The sequence below is a fragment of the Ruoffia sp. FAM 26254 genome (assembly GCF_045528545.1).
Lineage (GTDB): Bacteria > Bacillota > Bacilli > Lactobacillales > Aerococcaceae > Ruoffia > Ruoffia halotolerans.
This window is the reverse complement of the sequence record NZ_JBGQQY010000004.1, coordinates 1-12,900: the sequence shown is the minus strand read 5'-3', so window position 1 is coordinate 12,900 and position 12,900 is coordinate 1. Positions and strand designations below refer to the sequence as shown.

Annotated in this window: 13 protein-coding genes; 2 read left to right on the top strand and 11 right to left on the bottom strand. The window is 36.0% G+C overall.

Annotated features, from left to right (window positions below; translation table 11 throughout):
- Positions 1 to 84: 84 nt before the first annotated feature.
- Together thrB and ACEN3Z_RS01940 are read right to left on the bottom strand one after the other, a co-directional pair.
- A complete protein-coding gene (gene thrB, locus ACEN3Z_RS01945) occupies positions 85 to 954 on the bottom strand; it encodes a homoserine kinase (protein WP_407089367.1) in 870 nt (289 codons plus the stop codon).
- Between the two features lie 17 nt (positions 955 to 971).
- Positions 972 to 2,159 (bottom strand): homoserine dehydrogenase, encoded by a 1,188-nt coding sequence (locus tag ACEN3Z_RS01940; RefSeq protein WP_407089366.1) that lies wholly within the window; start codon positions 2,157 to 2,159, stop codon positions 972 to 974.
- A 133-nt stretch (positions 2,160 to 2,292) separates the two neighbouring features.
- On the opposite strand from ACEN3Z_RS01940, the gene ACEN3Z_RS01935 reads away from it, so the two are divergent.
- Positions 2,293 to 3,648 carry an aspartate kinase gene (locus ACEN3Z_RS01935; protein ID WP_407089365.1) on the top strand — a complete coding sequence of 452 codons (1,356 nt, stop codon included), beginning with the start codon at positions 2,293 to 2,295 and terminating at the stop codon, positions 3,646 to 3,648.
- A gap of 61 nt (positions 3,649 to 3,709) precedes the next feature.
- Here the strand turns inward: ACEN3Z_RS01935 and ACEN3Z_RS01930 are convergent, their stop codons facing one another.
- The 8 genes from ACEN3Z_RS01930 to ACEN3Z_RS01895 all read right to left on the bottom strand — a co-directional run bounded on the left by ACEN3Z_RS01930 (position 3,710) and on the right by ACEN3Z_RS01895 (position 10,838).
- Entirely contained in the window at positions 3,710 to 4,840 is a 1,131-nt protein-coding gene (locus ACEN3Z_RS01930) for a cation diffusion facilitator family transporter (protein ID WP_407089364.1), read from the bottom strand.
- 144 nt (positions 4,841 to 4,984) lie between these two features.
- Positions 4,985 to 6,247: a glutamate-5-semialdehyde dehydrogenase gene (locus ACEN3Z_RS01925; protein WP_407089363.1), complete on the bottom strand. Its 1,263-nt coding sequence runs from the start codon at positions 6,245 to 6,247 to the stop codon at positions 4,985 to 4,987.
- Positions 6,248 to 6,271: 24 nt separating this feature from the next.
- Positions 6,272 to 7,069: a glutamate 5-kinase gene (gene proB, locus ACEN3Z_RS01920; protein ID WP_407089362.1), complete on the bottom strand. Its 798-nt coding sequence runs from the start codon at positions 7,067 to 7,069 to the stop codon at positions 6,272 to 6,274.
- 74 nt (positions 7,070 to 7,143) lie between these two features.
- The gene (locus tag ACEN3Z_RS01915; protein WP_407089361.1) at positions 7,144 to 7,605 is read right to left on the bottom strand and encodes a low molecular weight protein-tyrosine-phosphatase; all 462 of its coding nucleotides are present in this window, start codon (positions 7,603 to 7,605) and stop codon (positions 7,144 to 7,146) included.
- Between the two features lie 33 nt (positions 7,606 to 7,638).
- Positions 7,639 to 8,442, bottom strand: a complete 804-nt coding sequence (locus ACEN3Z_RS01910) for a C39 family peptidase (protein WP_407089360.1) — start codon at positions 8,440 to 8,442, stop codon at positions 7,639 to 7,641.
- A 138-nt stretch (positions 8,443 to 8,580) separates the two neighbouring features.
- Positions 8,581 to 9,129 carry a DJ-1 family glyoxalase III gene (locus ACEN3Z_RS01905; protein ID WP_138405321.1) on the bottom strand — a complete coding sequence of 183 codons (549 nt, stop codon included), beginning with the start codon at positions 9,127 to 9,129 and terminating at the stop codon, positions 8,581 to 8,583.
- 66 nt (positions 9,130 to 9,195) lie between these two features.
- Positions 9,196 to 10,365: a haloacid dehalogenase-like hydrolase gene (locus tag ACEN3Z_RS01900; protein WP_407089358.1), complete on the bottom strand. Its 1,170-nt coding sequence runs from the start codon at positions 10,363 to 10,365 to the stop codon at positions 9,196 to 9,198.
- Between the two features lie 41 nt (positions 10,366 to 10,406).
- Positions 10,407 to 10,838 carry a DMT family transporter gene (locus ACEN3Z_RS01895; RefSeq protein ID WP_407089357.1) on the bottom strand — a complete coding sequence of 144 codons (432 nt, stop codon included), beginning with the start codon at positions 10,836 to 10,838 and terminating at the stop codon, positions 10,407 to 10,409.
- 155 nt (positions 10,839 to 10,993) lie between these two features.
- On the opposite strand from ACEN3Z_RS01895, the gene ACEN3Z_RS01890 reads away from it, so the two are divergent.
- A complete protein-coding gene (locus ACEN3Z_RS01890; protein ID WP_138405318.1) occupies positions 10,994 to 11,629 on the top strand; it encodes an SGNH/GDSL hydrolase family protein in 636 nt (211 codons plus the stop codon).
- Between the two features lie 74 nt (positions 11,630 to 11,703).
- Here the strand turns inward: ACEN3Z_RS01890 and ACEN3Z_RS01885 are convergent, their stop codons facing one another.
- A complete protein-coding gene (locus ACEN3Z_RS01885; protein WP_407089356.1) occupies positions 11,704 to 12,624 on the bottom strand; it encodes a serine hydrolase in 921 nt (306 codons plus the stop codon).
- Positions 12,625 to 12,900: the final 276 nt, after the last annotated feature.

Genomic DNA, 12,900 nt, shown 5'->3' with positions numbered 1-12,900 from the left:
CAACGGCTTTTTATATGTGTTTATAAAGTCAAAAAGAGCCTCCCTATGAGTAAGAATATCTCAAAGGTGGACTCCTTTTAATGCTTAATTATAATGCACTTCAACACTCTCATGTTTACATGTCGATACTTGTTGAAGTTCTTTTAATATTCCCTCAACTTTATCTTCTGGACAAAGTGTTAAAACGGTTGGACCTGCGCCACTTATAACTGTGGCATAGGCACCATTCTTCACTGCAATTTCTTTAATCTCAGGAAACTCTGCAATTAATGGTTGGCGGTATGGTTCATGAAATTTATCTTGCATCATCAACTCACCCATTGTTTTGTAGTCTTTTTTAAGCATTGAAAGTAACATGACATTATTTAGAGCGTTTTGTTCGATGGCTGCCCCTTTTTCGTACGAATCTGGAATCGCTTCGCGGGCCACTTTCGTTGAAATCTCATAAGGAGGTATTGATAGGATCAAACTAATCCTATCTAAGTTTAATTGATGATAAGCTAAGTAACCGTCTCGATAATATCCTACGAAAGCTCCTCCAGTGATACATGGTCCAACATTATCTGGATGCCCTTCAATCTTAGAGGCGAGTAAAATCTTATCATACGTTGATAATCCTAGTTGACAATAATGATCTGCTAACTCGATTCCAGCCACAATAGCACTCGATGAACTTCCCAATCCATGTGTGAGTGGAATTTCACTCGACATTTCAATAAATAAATCAGGCATCACCTTATTGTATTTCTTAGCAATATCAATGGCTGTACTAGCGACGAAATTCGCTTCTCCATTAGGTAAATCACGTAATTCTTCATCAAGAAATTCAAATTCCCATTTGTCACTCTCAGTTGCTTTAATAGATAAATATTTATTCACTGCCACTCCCATTGTATCGAAGCCGAGCCCAAGATTGGCACTTGTTGCTGGTATCTTTAATGATACATTGTTCACACTATCCACTTCCAATTCTAATCTTTAATTACTACGTATACTGCCTCAACTTGATGACTATTTTCTAATTGTTCTAAAGCATTCGCACTCATATCTTCAGTAAGGATAACTAATTCATCTTCTTCAGCTACAACTTTATAATTTGCGTCTAATTGAACTTCTGTTTGCCCTTTTGCAAAGCGAATAAAGTATGACGCTGCTTCTCCAGCTATGTCGATATTTGCATCTTCTTCAACAATTAAGTTTCCTACAAAACCAAACTTAGCAATATTCATCACATCTGAAACTACGGCTGAAGCTGTCTCTAAACTTCCTGCACCGGGTCCGTAGAACATTGTTTCACCAAATGCATTTCCGTTGACATAAACCGCGTTTGCTGCGTCATTTACTGTTGCAAGTTGATGATTATTTGGTAGTAATACAGGTTCAACACTGATTTGAACTTTGTCACCGTGATATTCACTCTTACCTAGTAATTTCATTGTCAGCCCGGCAGCTTGGGCGTATTCTAAATCTTGTACACTCACTTGACTGATCCCTCTAACTGGAATATCTTCAACATTTAAGTTTTGTTTGTAAGCGATACGAGATAGTAAGGCAATCTTACGTCTTGCATCCAAACCTTCCACATCATTAGTTGGATCTTTTTCAGCATACCCTTTTTCTTGGGCATCTTTTAATGCTTTATCGTAAGACCAAGCGTCTTGTGTCATCTTTGTCAGAATATAATTTGTCGTTCCGTTTAAGATACCCATTACGCGATTGACTTTATTCGCTTGTAAACCATACGTTAATGCATTAATAATGGGAATCCCACCGGCACAACTTGCTTCGTAACCTAATTGCGCTTTATTTTCATCGCCAATTTTAGCTAATTCTTTAATATGAACTGCTAACATATCTTTATTTGCACTGACAACATGTATCCCTTTTGATAAGAATTTTTGGTGAAGACCAAAGGTAAAATCAATCCCACCCATCACTTCAACAACTAATTCTACATCACTATTCAATATATCATCGATATTTTCCGTAACTATCACATTTTGAAAATCCGCATCATGCTGGTTATTAATCGTTTTAGCAAACACATGTGAAACTTCAATCGCTTCATTGGTAAACTGTTGGATTTCCACTTGATTCTCTTGAATCACCTTAATAACTCCACTTCCAACTGTACCCATACCTAAGATTGCAATCTTCATATTTAAATTCTCCTTAATTTATATTAGAGATACATTAAAATTTCCCTCATGCATATTTTACAACAGGTGGTATGAATTTGCCAATAAATAATGTATTATTATAATCAGATTAAAAAAAGAGGAGTAATAATACATGAAAGTTGCAAAGTTCGGCGGAAGTTCTTTAAGTTCCGCAACTCAAATTAAAAAAGTAGCAAATATTATTAGAAATGATTCAAACATTCGCTTTGTTGTCGTCAGCGCCCCAGGTAAACGTAATAATTCGGATATTAAAATAACCGACTTACTCATTGCCCTTCATACGAATCATTCGATCGGCATATCGACGACAAGTATCGAAAATCAAATCATTGATAGATACCAACAAATCGCTGAAGATCTTGATATTGATGTAACGATTGTTAAACAATTCCAAGGACAATTACATGATTTACTTCAAACGATTACGAATTCAGAACGATTACTCGATGCCTTAAAATCATGTGGTGAAGACTTTAATGCCCAACTAATCAGCCAATACTTTAACAAAATCGGTTTAGAAGCAGAATATAAATCACCAGAAGCTATGGGAATCTTTGTGACCGATGAACCCGGTAATGCCCAACTTCTTAAAGAATCTTATGCCAAAATCGCTGCACATAAGGACAGTGAGAAAGTTCTTGTGATTCCAGGCTTCTTTGGTGTATCCAAGCAAAGAGATATCGTAACTTTCTCACGTGGAGGTTCAGATATTACGGGTGCGATTATTGCACGTGGGGTTGAAGCTGACATCTATGAGAACTATACGGATCAATCACATATTTACTCAGCTCATCCAGGCATAGTAAAAAATCCTCATGCGATTAATGAAATTACTTACCGAGAAATGCGAGAGCTTGCTTATTCTGGTTTTGGTATTTTCCATGATGAGGCATTAACACCTTTATATGAAGTTCGTATTCCAATTCAGATTAAAAACACTAATGCTCCTGAAATTGTAGGGACTAAAATTGTTGTCGACCGTGGAGAGGTTAAAAAATATCCAGTGATCGGCGTGAGTGGAGACGAAGGATTTATTTCTGTCACTATTAAACGCTACTTACTAAACCGAGAAGTTGGTTATACACGTCGTCTATTACAAATTTTTGAAGACCATGATATTAACGTTGAACATATTCCAACGGGAATTGATGATATCTCAGTTGTTATGCGCGCAAATCAATTTGATCATAATAATATACTTGAAGAACTGCTTGAAGATATTGAACAACAATTCGAACCAGAATGGATTCATGTTGAGAGAGACTTAGCTATTATTGCGATTGTTGGCGAAGGAATGCGTGATACGATTGGTATTGCAAACAAAGCAACAGCTGCCTTTGCTGATAGTAATATCAGTTTACGTATGATTAACCAAGGAGCTTCTGAGATTAGTATGTTCTTCGCTATTCCAAGTAAAGACCTTAAAAAAGCTCTAAATAATCTTTACCAAAACTACTTTGAAAAATAATTCATACAAAAATGAACCTGAATGATGGCTAGGCGTTCCTAGTCAGAATCAGGTTCATTTTTTACTTACTATTTAAGATATTATAAGGGTCATAAACAATTTCGATATTTGAATGAGCGATATCACTCTCTAAAAGAATATGACGTACTTCATTTTTAATTTGTTCATGCGTTTGGACTGAATCAGATGTTGTACTAATTGTCATAGACATCATATGCGCTTCGCCGTCTAAAGACCATAAATGGAAGTGCGATAAGCCATTGATATTATCGATGTTTTGAATTTCTTCCCGTAGTTTTTTACTATCTATATTATCTGGCACGGCTTGTAGGAACAGTCTCACCACTTTCATAAATTCTGGAATGGTCTTATAAAGTATAAAGAGCGCAATCCCAATTGATAGTAACGGATCTAAAAAGTACCAATCGGTAAAGTGTAACACAACACTCACTACTAATACTCCTACCCATCCTAAGACATCTTCAAGTAAATGAAGCGACAAGATTGATTCATTGTGCGATGAACCTTTACTAATAATCCAAGCAGAAACCCCGTTCGCAGCAATTGCAAAAATCGCCAATAAGAGCATCCCTTGATAATTTACTGGTTCTGGATTCAATAGTTTTTCACCGGAGTGAATGAGCATCACTGCCGACCCTATCATCAGGACAACACTTGTGATCAGAGCCCCTAAAAGCGAGTAACGTTTATACCCATAAGAAAAAGTCGAGTCTGAGCCTTTTAAAGAAATTTTTTGGAAAAGCCAAGCGAGCCCGATAGATAAGGCATCTCCAAAGTCATGCACAGCATCTGCTAATATAGATGCACTATTAAATATGAAGCCAAAGATTGCTTCTAGTAAACTAAAGACAATATTAATACCAAAGACAAGCATCATATTGCGTACCGCTTGACTGCCACTAGTAAAGTCTACATCATGACTATGGTCATGGCTATGATTATGTTCTTGTGAATGATGATGTTCAAGCTCATGATAATCAAGTGACTTTAAGCCTACTTTTTCATAGCTGAGTAATCTTTGTAAGTTCTCATAGCAAGTAATATCTTCAACTTCAATTTCTAGTTCTTCTTCATTCAGATGTATTTGTTCTTTATTTGGTAATTGCTTAATTTGATTAAATAATTTATTAGCGTGATCTTGATTACGAATGCCAACGAGTTGATATTTCATAATAAAAGCCACCTTTCATATGAATTTACTTTCATATGTATAGTATAATGCGTAGACAACAATTATTCAAGTAATATCAGTGTTGTGGATATAAAAATGGGATAATGATCGCGTCATTATCCCATCTTACATCTGTTTCAATTTTTATGCTCTAACTTGCCCATTTCCTTCGACTGTGTATTTATAGCTTGTTAATGCTTCAAGGCCCATTGGTCCTCTCGCGTGTAGTTTTTGGGTACTAATCCCCATCTCGCCACCAAAACCAAAGACTTCGCCGTCTGTAAATCGAGTTGATGCATTGACATAGACAACAGCGGAATCAATATCCTTTAAGAAAGCTTGAGCTGTTGAGTAATCTTCAGTAATCACAGCGTCTGAATGCCCTGTAGAGTATGTTTCAATATGTTGGATGGCTTCATCATAATCCGTTGCAACTTTGACTGCGATAATGCTATCAAGGAACTCTGTAGCATAATCTTCTTCCGTTGCTGCTCCAATTGTTGAAACAATCGCTCTCGCTTTCTCATCTCCACGAACTTCAACTTGATATTCTTTTAAAGCTTCAACAAATTCCGGTAAAGCTGTCTTAGCTATTGCTTCGTCAATCACTAATGATTCCAAGGCATTACATACAGAATTTCTTTGCGTCTTACCATTAATTAAAATGTTGCGTGCTTTTTCAATATCAGCTGTTTCATGAATATAAAGATGACAGTTCCCTACACCCGTTTCAATCACTGGTACAGTCGCTTGTCGCATGACAGCATTGATTAAGCCTGCGCCACCACGAGGTATTAAACAATTTACATAGTCGTTTAATCGCATGAATTGACTCGCTAATTCACGTGAAGGGTTCGTAATAAGTTGAACAGACTCTGTTGAAAGTTTAGTTTCTTCTAAAGCTTCTTGAAGAACGTTGACAATTGCTTGATTACTCTCTAAGGCTTCTTTCCCACCTCTTAAGATAACCGCGTTACCAGCTTTAATACATAAACCAGTCGCATCCACCGTAACGTTGGGACGAGATTCGTAAATGATACCAATAACACCTAATGGAACACGTTTTTGAGAAATTTTTAAACCATCTCGGTTTATCCATTGTTTCTCAGTCACTAAGGTTGGATCGGGTAACGCTGCCATTTGACGAAGGCCATTCGCCATTGCTTCCACTCGTTTTTCTGTCAGTGTCAATCTTTCTAGCAAAGCATCTGTAAGTCCTTTTTCTTTTCCGAGTTCAAGGTCTTTTTGATTTGCAGTAATAATTGCTTCTTGATTCGCAACTACTGCGTCTGCCATTTTTAAAAGAGCTTCATTCTTTTCTGCTTCTGTAACATGGCGCAAGGTTTTTGCTGCTGCTTTTGCATTTTTACCTAATTCAATTAATTTAGCATCCCATTGTTCAGTCATTATTAATTCTCCTTATTCTATGTATTACTTAAATAAAGTACCAATAACATCTCCTTCCAGTATTCTAAAGATAGATACCGGATCTTCACCACTTGTTATAATCATGGCTTGGTTTTGATTGAGTATTTTTTTGGCTGCTTTAAGTTTCGTAGCCATACCACCTGTCGCAAAGGCTGAACCTTTACCACTTGCCATTAACTCAATTTCATCAGTAATTTCCGCAACGTGTTCGATTAATGTAGCATCTGGATTCTCTTTTGGATTTGAATCGTATAAACCATTCACGTCACTCATTATAATGAGTAAATCCGCTTCACTGACACCTGCAACGATCGCAGAAAGTGTGTCGTTATCACCAAATTTTGTTTGATGATTTAACTCATCATCAGCAATCGCATCATTCTCGTTAATGATTGGAACAATTTTCTGCTTCAACAATGTATTCATTGTTCGCTTAACGTTGTAGTATGAGGTTTCAAACGTCACAACATCACGAGTCAGTAGAATTTGAGCTGTGTCTCGGTTGTAATATTGGAAGAAACGACTATAGTGCCCCATTAGAATACTTTGTCCAATGGCAGCCAAAGCTTGTTGTTCCTCAATCGTTTGGGGATATTCAGTTAAATTCAAATGACTTGCCCCTACTCCGACAGCTCCCGAAGTCACAATAATAACTTCTTTTCCTTCTTGGATTAATGTTGAACATACAAATGCCAATCGATCCAACTTCTTATAATCAATTTGGTTTCCCTCAAGCATAATTGAATTTGTTCCTATCTTAATCACAATTCGCTTGTAATTTTTCATAAAATCTCGACTCATACGTTACCTCTATTCTAATCATTCTCATCTAAATATACCAAATAACATGGTGAATTAATACCATTCTATTGAATTCATTCAAGTTCTTGTTTGATTTCCTCTAATAAGGCCTGACATCCTGCATAAACCTGAGTATAGGTTGTCTCAAAATCCCATGTATAGTAAGGGTCTGCAATATCTTCATCACTGCCAATAAAAGAAAGTAACTTCTTCGTTTGCCCTTTTGCTTGGCCATTTGTAAATTTTTGGATGTTCTGCATATTACTTTCGTCCATACCGATAATGTAAGTCGCTTGTTTTATATCATCTTTGTTTAGTGGTCGTGAGTACATACCACCAACTGAAATACCTTCTTGAGCTAATCGTCTTCGAGTACCCGAGTGTGTGGCATTCCCTTCTTCCCACGAACTCGTTCCGGCAGAGTCTACTGTAACTTTGTCAGTCAGTCCTTCTTCTTGAATCATCTTTCTAAAGACCGCTTCTGCCATCGGTGAACGGCAAATATTTCCTAAACATACAAATAATACGTGAATCATGCATATCCCTCCTTAAAGTTATGTCTAAACTCACTAAACTGGGGCAATTGCCCAATAATTTAGCGCATCATCTATCATTGTCTGTGCTTCAATCCCTTGAATACTAAACATTTTGTCTGGTGCATCATTCGGATCATTCAGATAGACTAATCCATCTTGATAACCTCGCATTAACATCACATGGCCACCTTGAGTAAATGTGCCTGGTCCAACTGATACGACAACTAAGTAACCATTGTCTAATAGATTCACCGCTGAGTAGAAATCATTACCTACATCCACAACTTCATAACCAAAATCTTGTCCAAAAGCTGAATAAATAGACCAAGACGTTCCTTGATTTGTCATATAGTATTCGTCTCCAGCCCAACGTGTAATTTCTTCAGGTCTGACTTTTGTGTTAGTAAAGTAACTATCTATCATTGCTAAGACAACCACAGCACAGCCATTTTCCCAAATTGTTTGTGAACCATCCGTACCATAATGTTTGTCCGCCCATCTTGGATCATTTTGGTTTAAATATGGTACATTATGCTGTCCAACATGTTGAATATCAATATAATTCGCAGGCTCTTCAGGGATAAAGACGTGCCCTAATTGTTGTAGGTCAACATCCGTTGCTTCTATATCCTCTACAATCTGGGATTGATTTTCAATTAAATAGTTTTCATTAACTTGAGCCATTATATAGTATGGTTGGTAATTAGTTTTGGCATCTTCGGTAATAAAAATAAAAGCTAACATACTTATTCCAATGATAATTATAAGTGCAAATAACGTTAAGACTAATTTTCCCGTACCAAAAGATTTCGCCTGTCTGTTCGTTTTCCTTGCCATTGTTACCTCCATCGGTTTATTTGTTTCTAATATATCAATGCTAATAATTGCGGGCATCAGCATATGGTCTGATATTTAGAAAAAGCTGTAGGAATTGCTTTGAACAATTCTTACAGCTTTAAACCTACTATCTATTGTTTAGCTAAATAAATAATTATATTGCATATCTTGACGTATCGCTTCACCGTCACCGCCAAGTAAATCAACTAAAGTATAACCAAATTCAAGGGCTACCCCCGCACCACGTGCCGTGACAATATTGCCATCTACAATTACGACAGCTTCTTTTTGATCAAAACCACTTGTCAGTTGATCTTCAAATCCTGGGAAGTGGGTAAATTTCTTACCGTCTAAGAGATTTGCCTTTTCTAATACAATGGGTGCCGCACAAATTGCTGCAATCTGTTGTTGGTCTTGATTGGCTTGTTGAAGAGACTTGATAACAAGTTCATTGTCACGTAGATTTTTCGCCCCTGGCATCCCACCTGGTAGCATAATTAAATTATAACCTTTTATAGGCTCTTCCAGAATGTGATCCGCTTTAATAATAATATTATGCGCTCCCGTTACTTCTTCTGTTAATCCATAAATATCAACTTCAAATTTCGCTCGGCGTAAAATATCTATCGGTGCAACTGCCTCAACTTCTTCGAAACCATTAGCTAAAATTACTGCAACTTTCTTCATTTATAACGCCTCCTATGTTAATTATTATAAAATAATTCAAAGACTTAATCTAATTATCTACTCAATTTAGTATTCTAATTCAGTTTGACCAAGAGCTAATGTCTTAGTATTCGGGATCAGACGAACTGCATTCTCATCTCGCCCTTGGACTACAAAATTCGCATCATCACTTTGATACTGCTTCTTTGCAATCTGTTTCAAGTCTTTAGTCTTATCTTGATTTAAACAATTAAAGATCACATTTAACGATACATCTTTTAATTCTGTCATCATATGATAATCCCCCATGCTGTCACCAAATAAAGCGATAGGTTGGCGGTTCTCATGCTTAGGAGCAATTAAATTCATTATCGCCTCTGTCTTACCGTTTTTTTTCGTAATCGGCGCCCCAGCAGTCATATAAGCTTTGATCTTACCTTCAGCGTCTAAATCATAATTCATTCCAATGACTTGCTCTTTTGGCACTTTGAATTGATATTCACTTGCTGCTGTTCTGACAACATCAACCGGACTCGCACTCACGACATAAGTCACAATACCATTCGCTTGAAAGGCTTCATATAAAGCAATTAATTCTTCTGGATAGATTAAACCACTTTGGAATTCACTACTGATTTGACCTGTTTTACCTAAAAACTCTTTAGGTGTTGAATAAATATGTTTCTCAGCTTTTTTATTCGTTGCTTCTTTTAGCATATCTTTTGTTAAGCTTGTTAACTCTTCAGGAGTGTAGCCTTTAAACCAATAAGTGAGCCAAGGTTTGCCTGCTTGACGAGTAAATTTACCATTCACATTGACATAATAAAAGCGAAGTTTTGCTTGGAAAGCTTTGTATTGTCCTGTTTCTTTGATAGCTTCTAAGCTAAGTCGTTCGCCCTTATCTTTATTAATGTAGTGCTCCCACAGCCAAGTGTAGCTTTGAATAATATCTATCGCTAACTTTCTTGGGGTAGTGTGTTCAAGTGCCTCATCTAAGTTAGTATCCATATCAAATATGTCAGTGATAATTATTTGTTCAAACTCTTCGGGAGTCATTTTATATAATAAGTGATCTAGCATGTAGATCATCAAATTATCTTCTACATCGCCAATAATACTTGTATTATCAAAGTCAAAAACAACATAGGGTTTTGCTTGAAAACTTGATGATTCGCTTGTTTTAAATTGGTCAATTAACTGGTTTAATCTGTTGTATACATATGGTTCCCATTGATGTTCTTGAAAGTAATATGTCATATTCTACTTTACCCCTTTTGATATTTTATTTACCTTTAAAGCTAGCCTCTTTGAAAAATAACGATACCGATAATCATTATTATCATACCAAAGACTTTGCCGGATGTTAATTCAATCATTTCTACGTTAAACCAACCATTCGTATTAATGATGAGCGCAATTAACAACTGTGCAACCATTAATATCATGAAGGAATAAACGGGTCCTAAACTCATCATTCCCTGTGCAGCAACGTATACAATTAATACACCAAAGAAACCACTTAAGTAATACATCTTGTTTACTGAAAGTAACTCTTCCACACTACCGTCTCGAACAAACATAACAATTAACAAACCTGCTAAAAATCCAACTCCGTGAACAACGGTTGTCATTGTCCAAGAACCCGTCTTAGCGCTAATATTCGTATTAAAGATACTTTGTAAAGCAATTAAGATTCCCGCAAATAATGAATAAAATATGCCTTGAATCATTAGTCGACCTCCACATTGAATTTCTTACATCATAACCAATTTTCAAGCTAATTGATATAAAAACCAGTTTATTCACATTACTAGTGAATCGCTTCCAAGTATCATATAATAATAATTGAATACATACTTAACAATTCTATTAGGAGGTTAAACAAATGGTACAATTACAACATAAAAATACGCTACTGTTTATCGGTGATAGCATTACGGATGCTGGGCGTGGTGAATACTTCGGTGCGAATTTAGGGCAAGGTTATGTCAATATGATTGCCGGACAGTTATATCGTCAATATATTCCCCTTCAATTAAATATCTTAAATCAAGGGGTTGGTGGTGATAAATTGACCGATTTATTCACTCGTTGGCAAGTGGACTGCCTTGATTTAAATCCAGATATAGTAACGATTCAAATTGGAATTAATGATATATGGCACCGTTTGTCTGCTGGTATTCCCTATACAGAAACAATTCTCGAACAATATAAAGAGAATTATCGATATTTATTAAAGACATTGACTGAACGAGAGGTTCAAATTATTTTAGTCGAACCTTATGTATTACCATACCCTGAGGACCGCTTAGATTGGCGTCCCTATGTCGATATAATGAAAGAAGTAATTGCAGACTTAGCCGAAGAATACGGCGCAACGTTAGTGAAGTTAGACGACGCCTTAAATCAAGCTGGAGAAAACTTAGGTTATGAGACAATAACTGGTGCTGATGGGGTTCACCCGACAAGTCTAGGTCATGCCTTTATCGCAGATCAATGGTTAAGACATACTGGTTTATAAAATCCAAAAATACACCCGTAACTGAGGACGAATGTCACTGCCTCTTTCACGGGTGTTTTTATTTGTTTGTGAGATTAACTTTCTGATGCTTCTGTTTGGGCGAGTGTCCATTCATTGACACGTAGATTTAATTCCGCAATGAACATATCTGCATATAAATCATCACTTACCATAACAACTAAAGAATAAATCGGTTCATCGTCTTGATAGAAAATACCACTATCATTTAACATGTTCTCATAACGACCATACTTTGTCGCCATGTCATTAACAAATAATGAAAATAATTGTTTTGGTGATGTCTGCATCATTAAATCACGAACATGAGCGTAAGTATCGTAAGTCGCAATCTTTTGTAGAGACAAGTTCATCATGTAAGCTGAACCGTAATTATCAGAGTAATAAACTTCTGGTACTTCATAAAAATCAACAAAGTCTAAAAGTCCTGTTCGGAAACTTCCAAAGTTATTTACGTAATAATAATAAAGAATGAGCGAAGCTGTATTATCAGAGTAAACAATAGCTTGATATGCCAGATCATCTAAACGATAATAGGCTTGTTTAGGATTTGCGGTAATCTCGCCTGCCCCATCTTGGTAATATTCTTCACTATATGGTAATTCTGAATCCCAAGTTAAGTATCCTTGGTTAATCAAGTCAATAAACATCGCAACCATCGGTACTTTATACATACTTGCGACAATAAATTGCTCATCTTCATTTAAATAATACGCATCATCCGTTTGTAAATTTGTATAAGCTAAACCAATTTGTGAAACATCTAAACCATATTTGGCTAATAATTCATACACAATATCCTCTAAAGATTCATATTCAGAATACGCAAGCGGCTCCATATCTAAATTTTCCATCGCTTCATAATCATAAATGTTGCTCTCTTCAGATTCATCTTTTTCTTCGGTCGCTTCTGATTCAGATAAGTCTGAACTCGAAGCCTCTTCAGCTTGAATTACAGGTAAAGTGATTTGTGTCATTAATAATGCACACATCATCCACAAAATTATATTTAGTTTGTTTTTTATTTTCATCTGTTATTTCCTTTCTATAGACAACAAGATTATTATAGCAGTCTACTCAGAAAAAAACATTGAAAATTGCATGACTAATTCATTTATTTATTAAGTCCTGAATAATTCATACTTTTAAATATTGAGTTATTCTAGTCGTTATTTTTCAATTTTGGATCACTTTATCGAAATTAAAATATTTTAATCGATTTTCTAAGCTAAAGAAAAACTTTTTAGTCTCAT

Excerpts from the sequence above, each read along its gene's own strand:
- ACEN3Z_RS01940 (WP_407089366.1), bottom strand. The coding sequence starts at position 2,159 with ATGAAGATTGCAATCTTAGGTATGGGTACAGTTGGAAGTGGAGTTATT.
- ACEN3Z_RS01935 (WP_407089365.1), top strand. The coding sequence starts at position 2,293 with ATGAAAGTTGCAAAGTTCGGCGGAAGTTCTTTAAGTTCCGCAACTCAA.
- ACEN3Z_RS01930 (WP_407089364.1), bottom strand. The coding sequence starts at position 4,840 with ATGAAATATCAACTCGTTGGCATTCGTAATCAAGATCACGCTAATAAA.
- ACEN3Z_RS01925 (WP_407089363.1), bottom strand. The coding sequence starts at position 6,247 with ATGACTGAACAATGGGATGCTAAATTAATTGAATTAGGTAAAAATGCA.
- proB (WP_407089362.1), bottom strand. The coding sequence starts at position 7,069 with ATGAGTCGAGATTTTATGAAAAATTACAAGCGAATTGTGATTAAGATA.
- ACEN3Z_RS01915 (WP_407089361.1), bottom strand. The coding sequence starts at position 7,605 with ATGATTCACGTATTATTTGTATGTTTAGGAAATATTTGCCGTTCACCG.
- ACEN3Z_RS01910 (WP_407089360.1), bottom strand. The coding sequence starts at position 8,442 with ATGGCAAGGAAAACGAACAGACAGGCGAAATCTTTTGGTACGGGAAAA.
- ACEN3Z_RS01905 (WP_138405321.1), bottom strand. The coding sequence starts at position 9,129 with ATGAAGAAAGTTGCAGTAATTTTAGCTAATGGTTTCGAAGAAGTTGAG.
- ACEN3Z_RS01900 (WP_407089358.1), bottom strand. The coding sequence starts at position 10,365 with ATGACATATTACTTTCAAGAACATCAATGGGAACCATATGTATACAAC.
- ACEN3Z_RS01895 (WP_407089357.1), bottom strand. The coding sequence starts at position 10,838 with ATGATTCAAGGCATATTTTATTCATTATTTGCGGGAATCTTAATTGCT.
- ACEN3Z_RS01890 (WP_138405318.1), top strand. The coding sequence starts at position 10,994 with ATGGTACAATTACAACATAAAAATACGCTACTGTTTATCGGTGATAGC.
- ACEN3Z_RS01885 (WP_407089356.1), bottom strand. The coding sequence starts at position 12,624 with ATGACACAAATCACTTTACCTGTAATTCAAGCTGAAGAGGCTTCGAGT.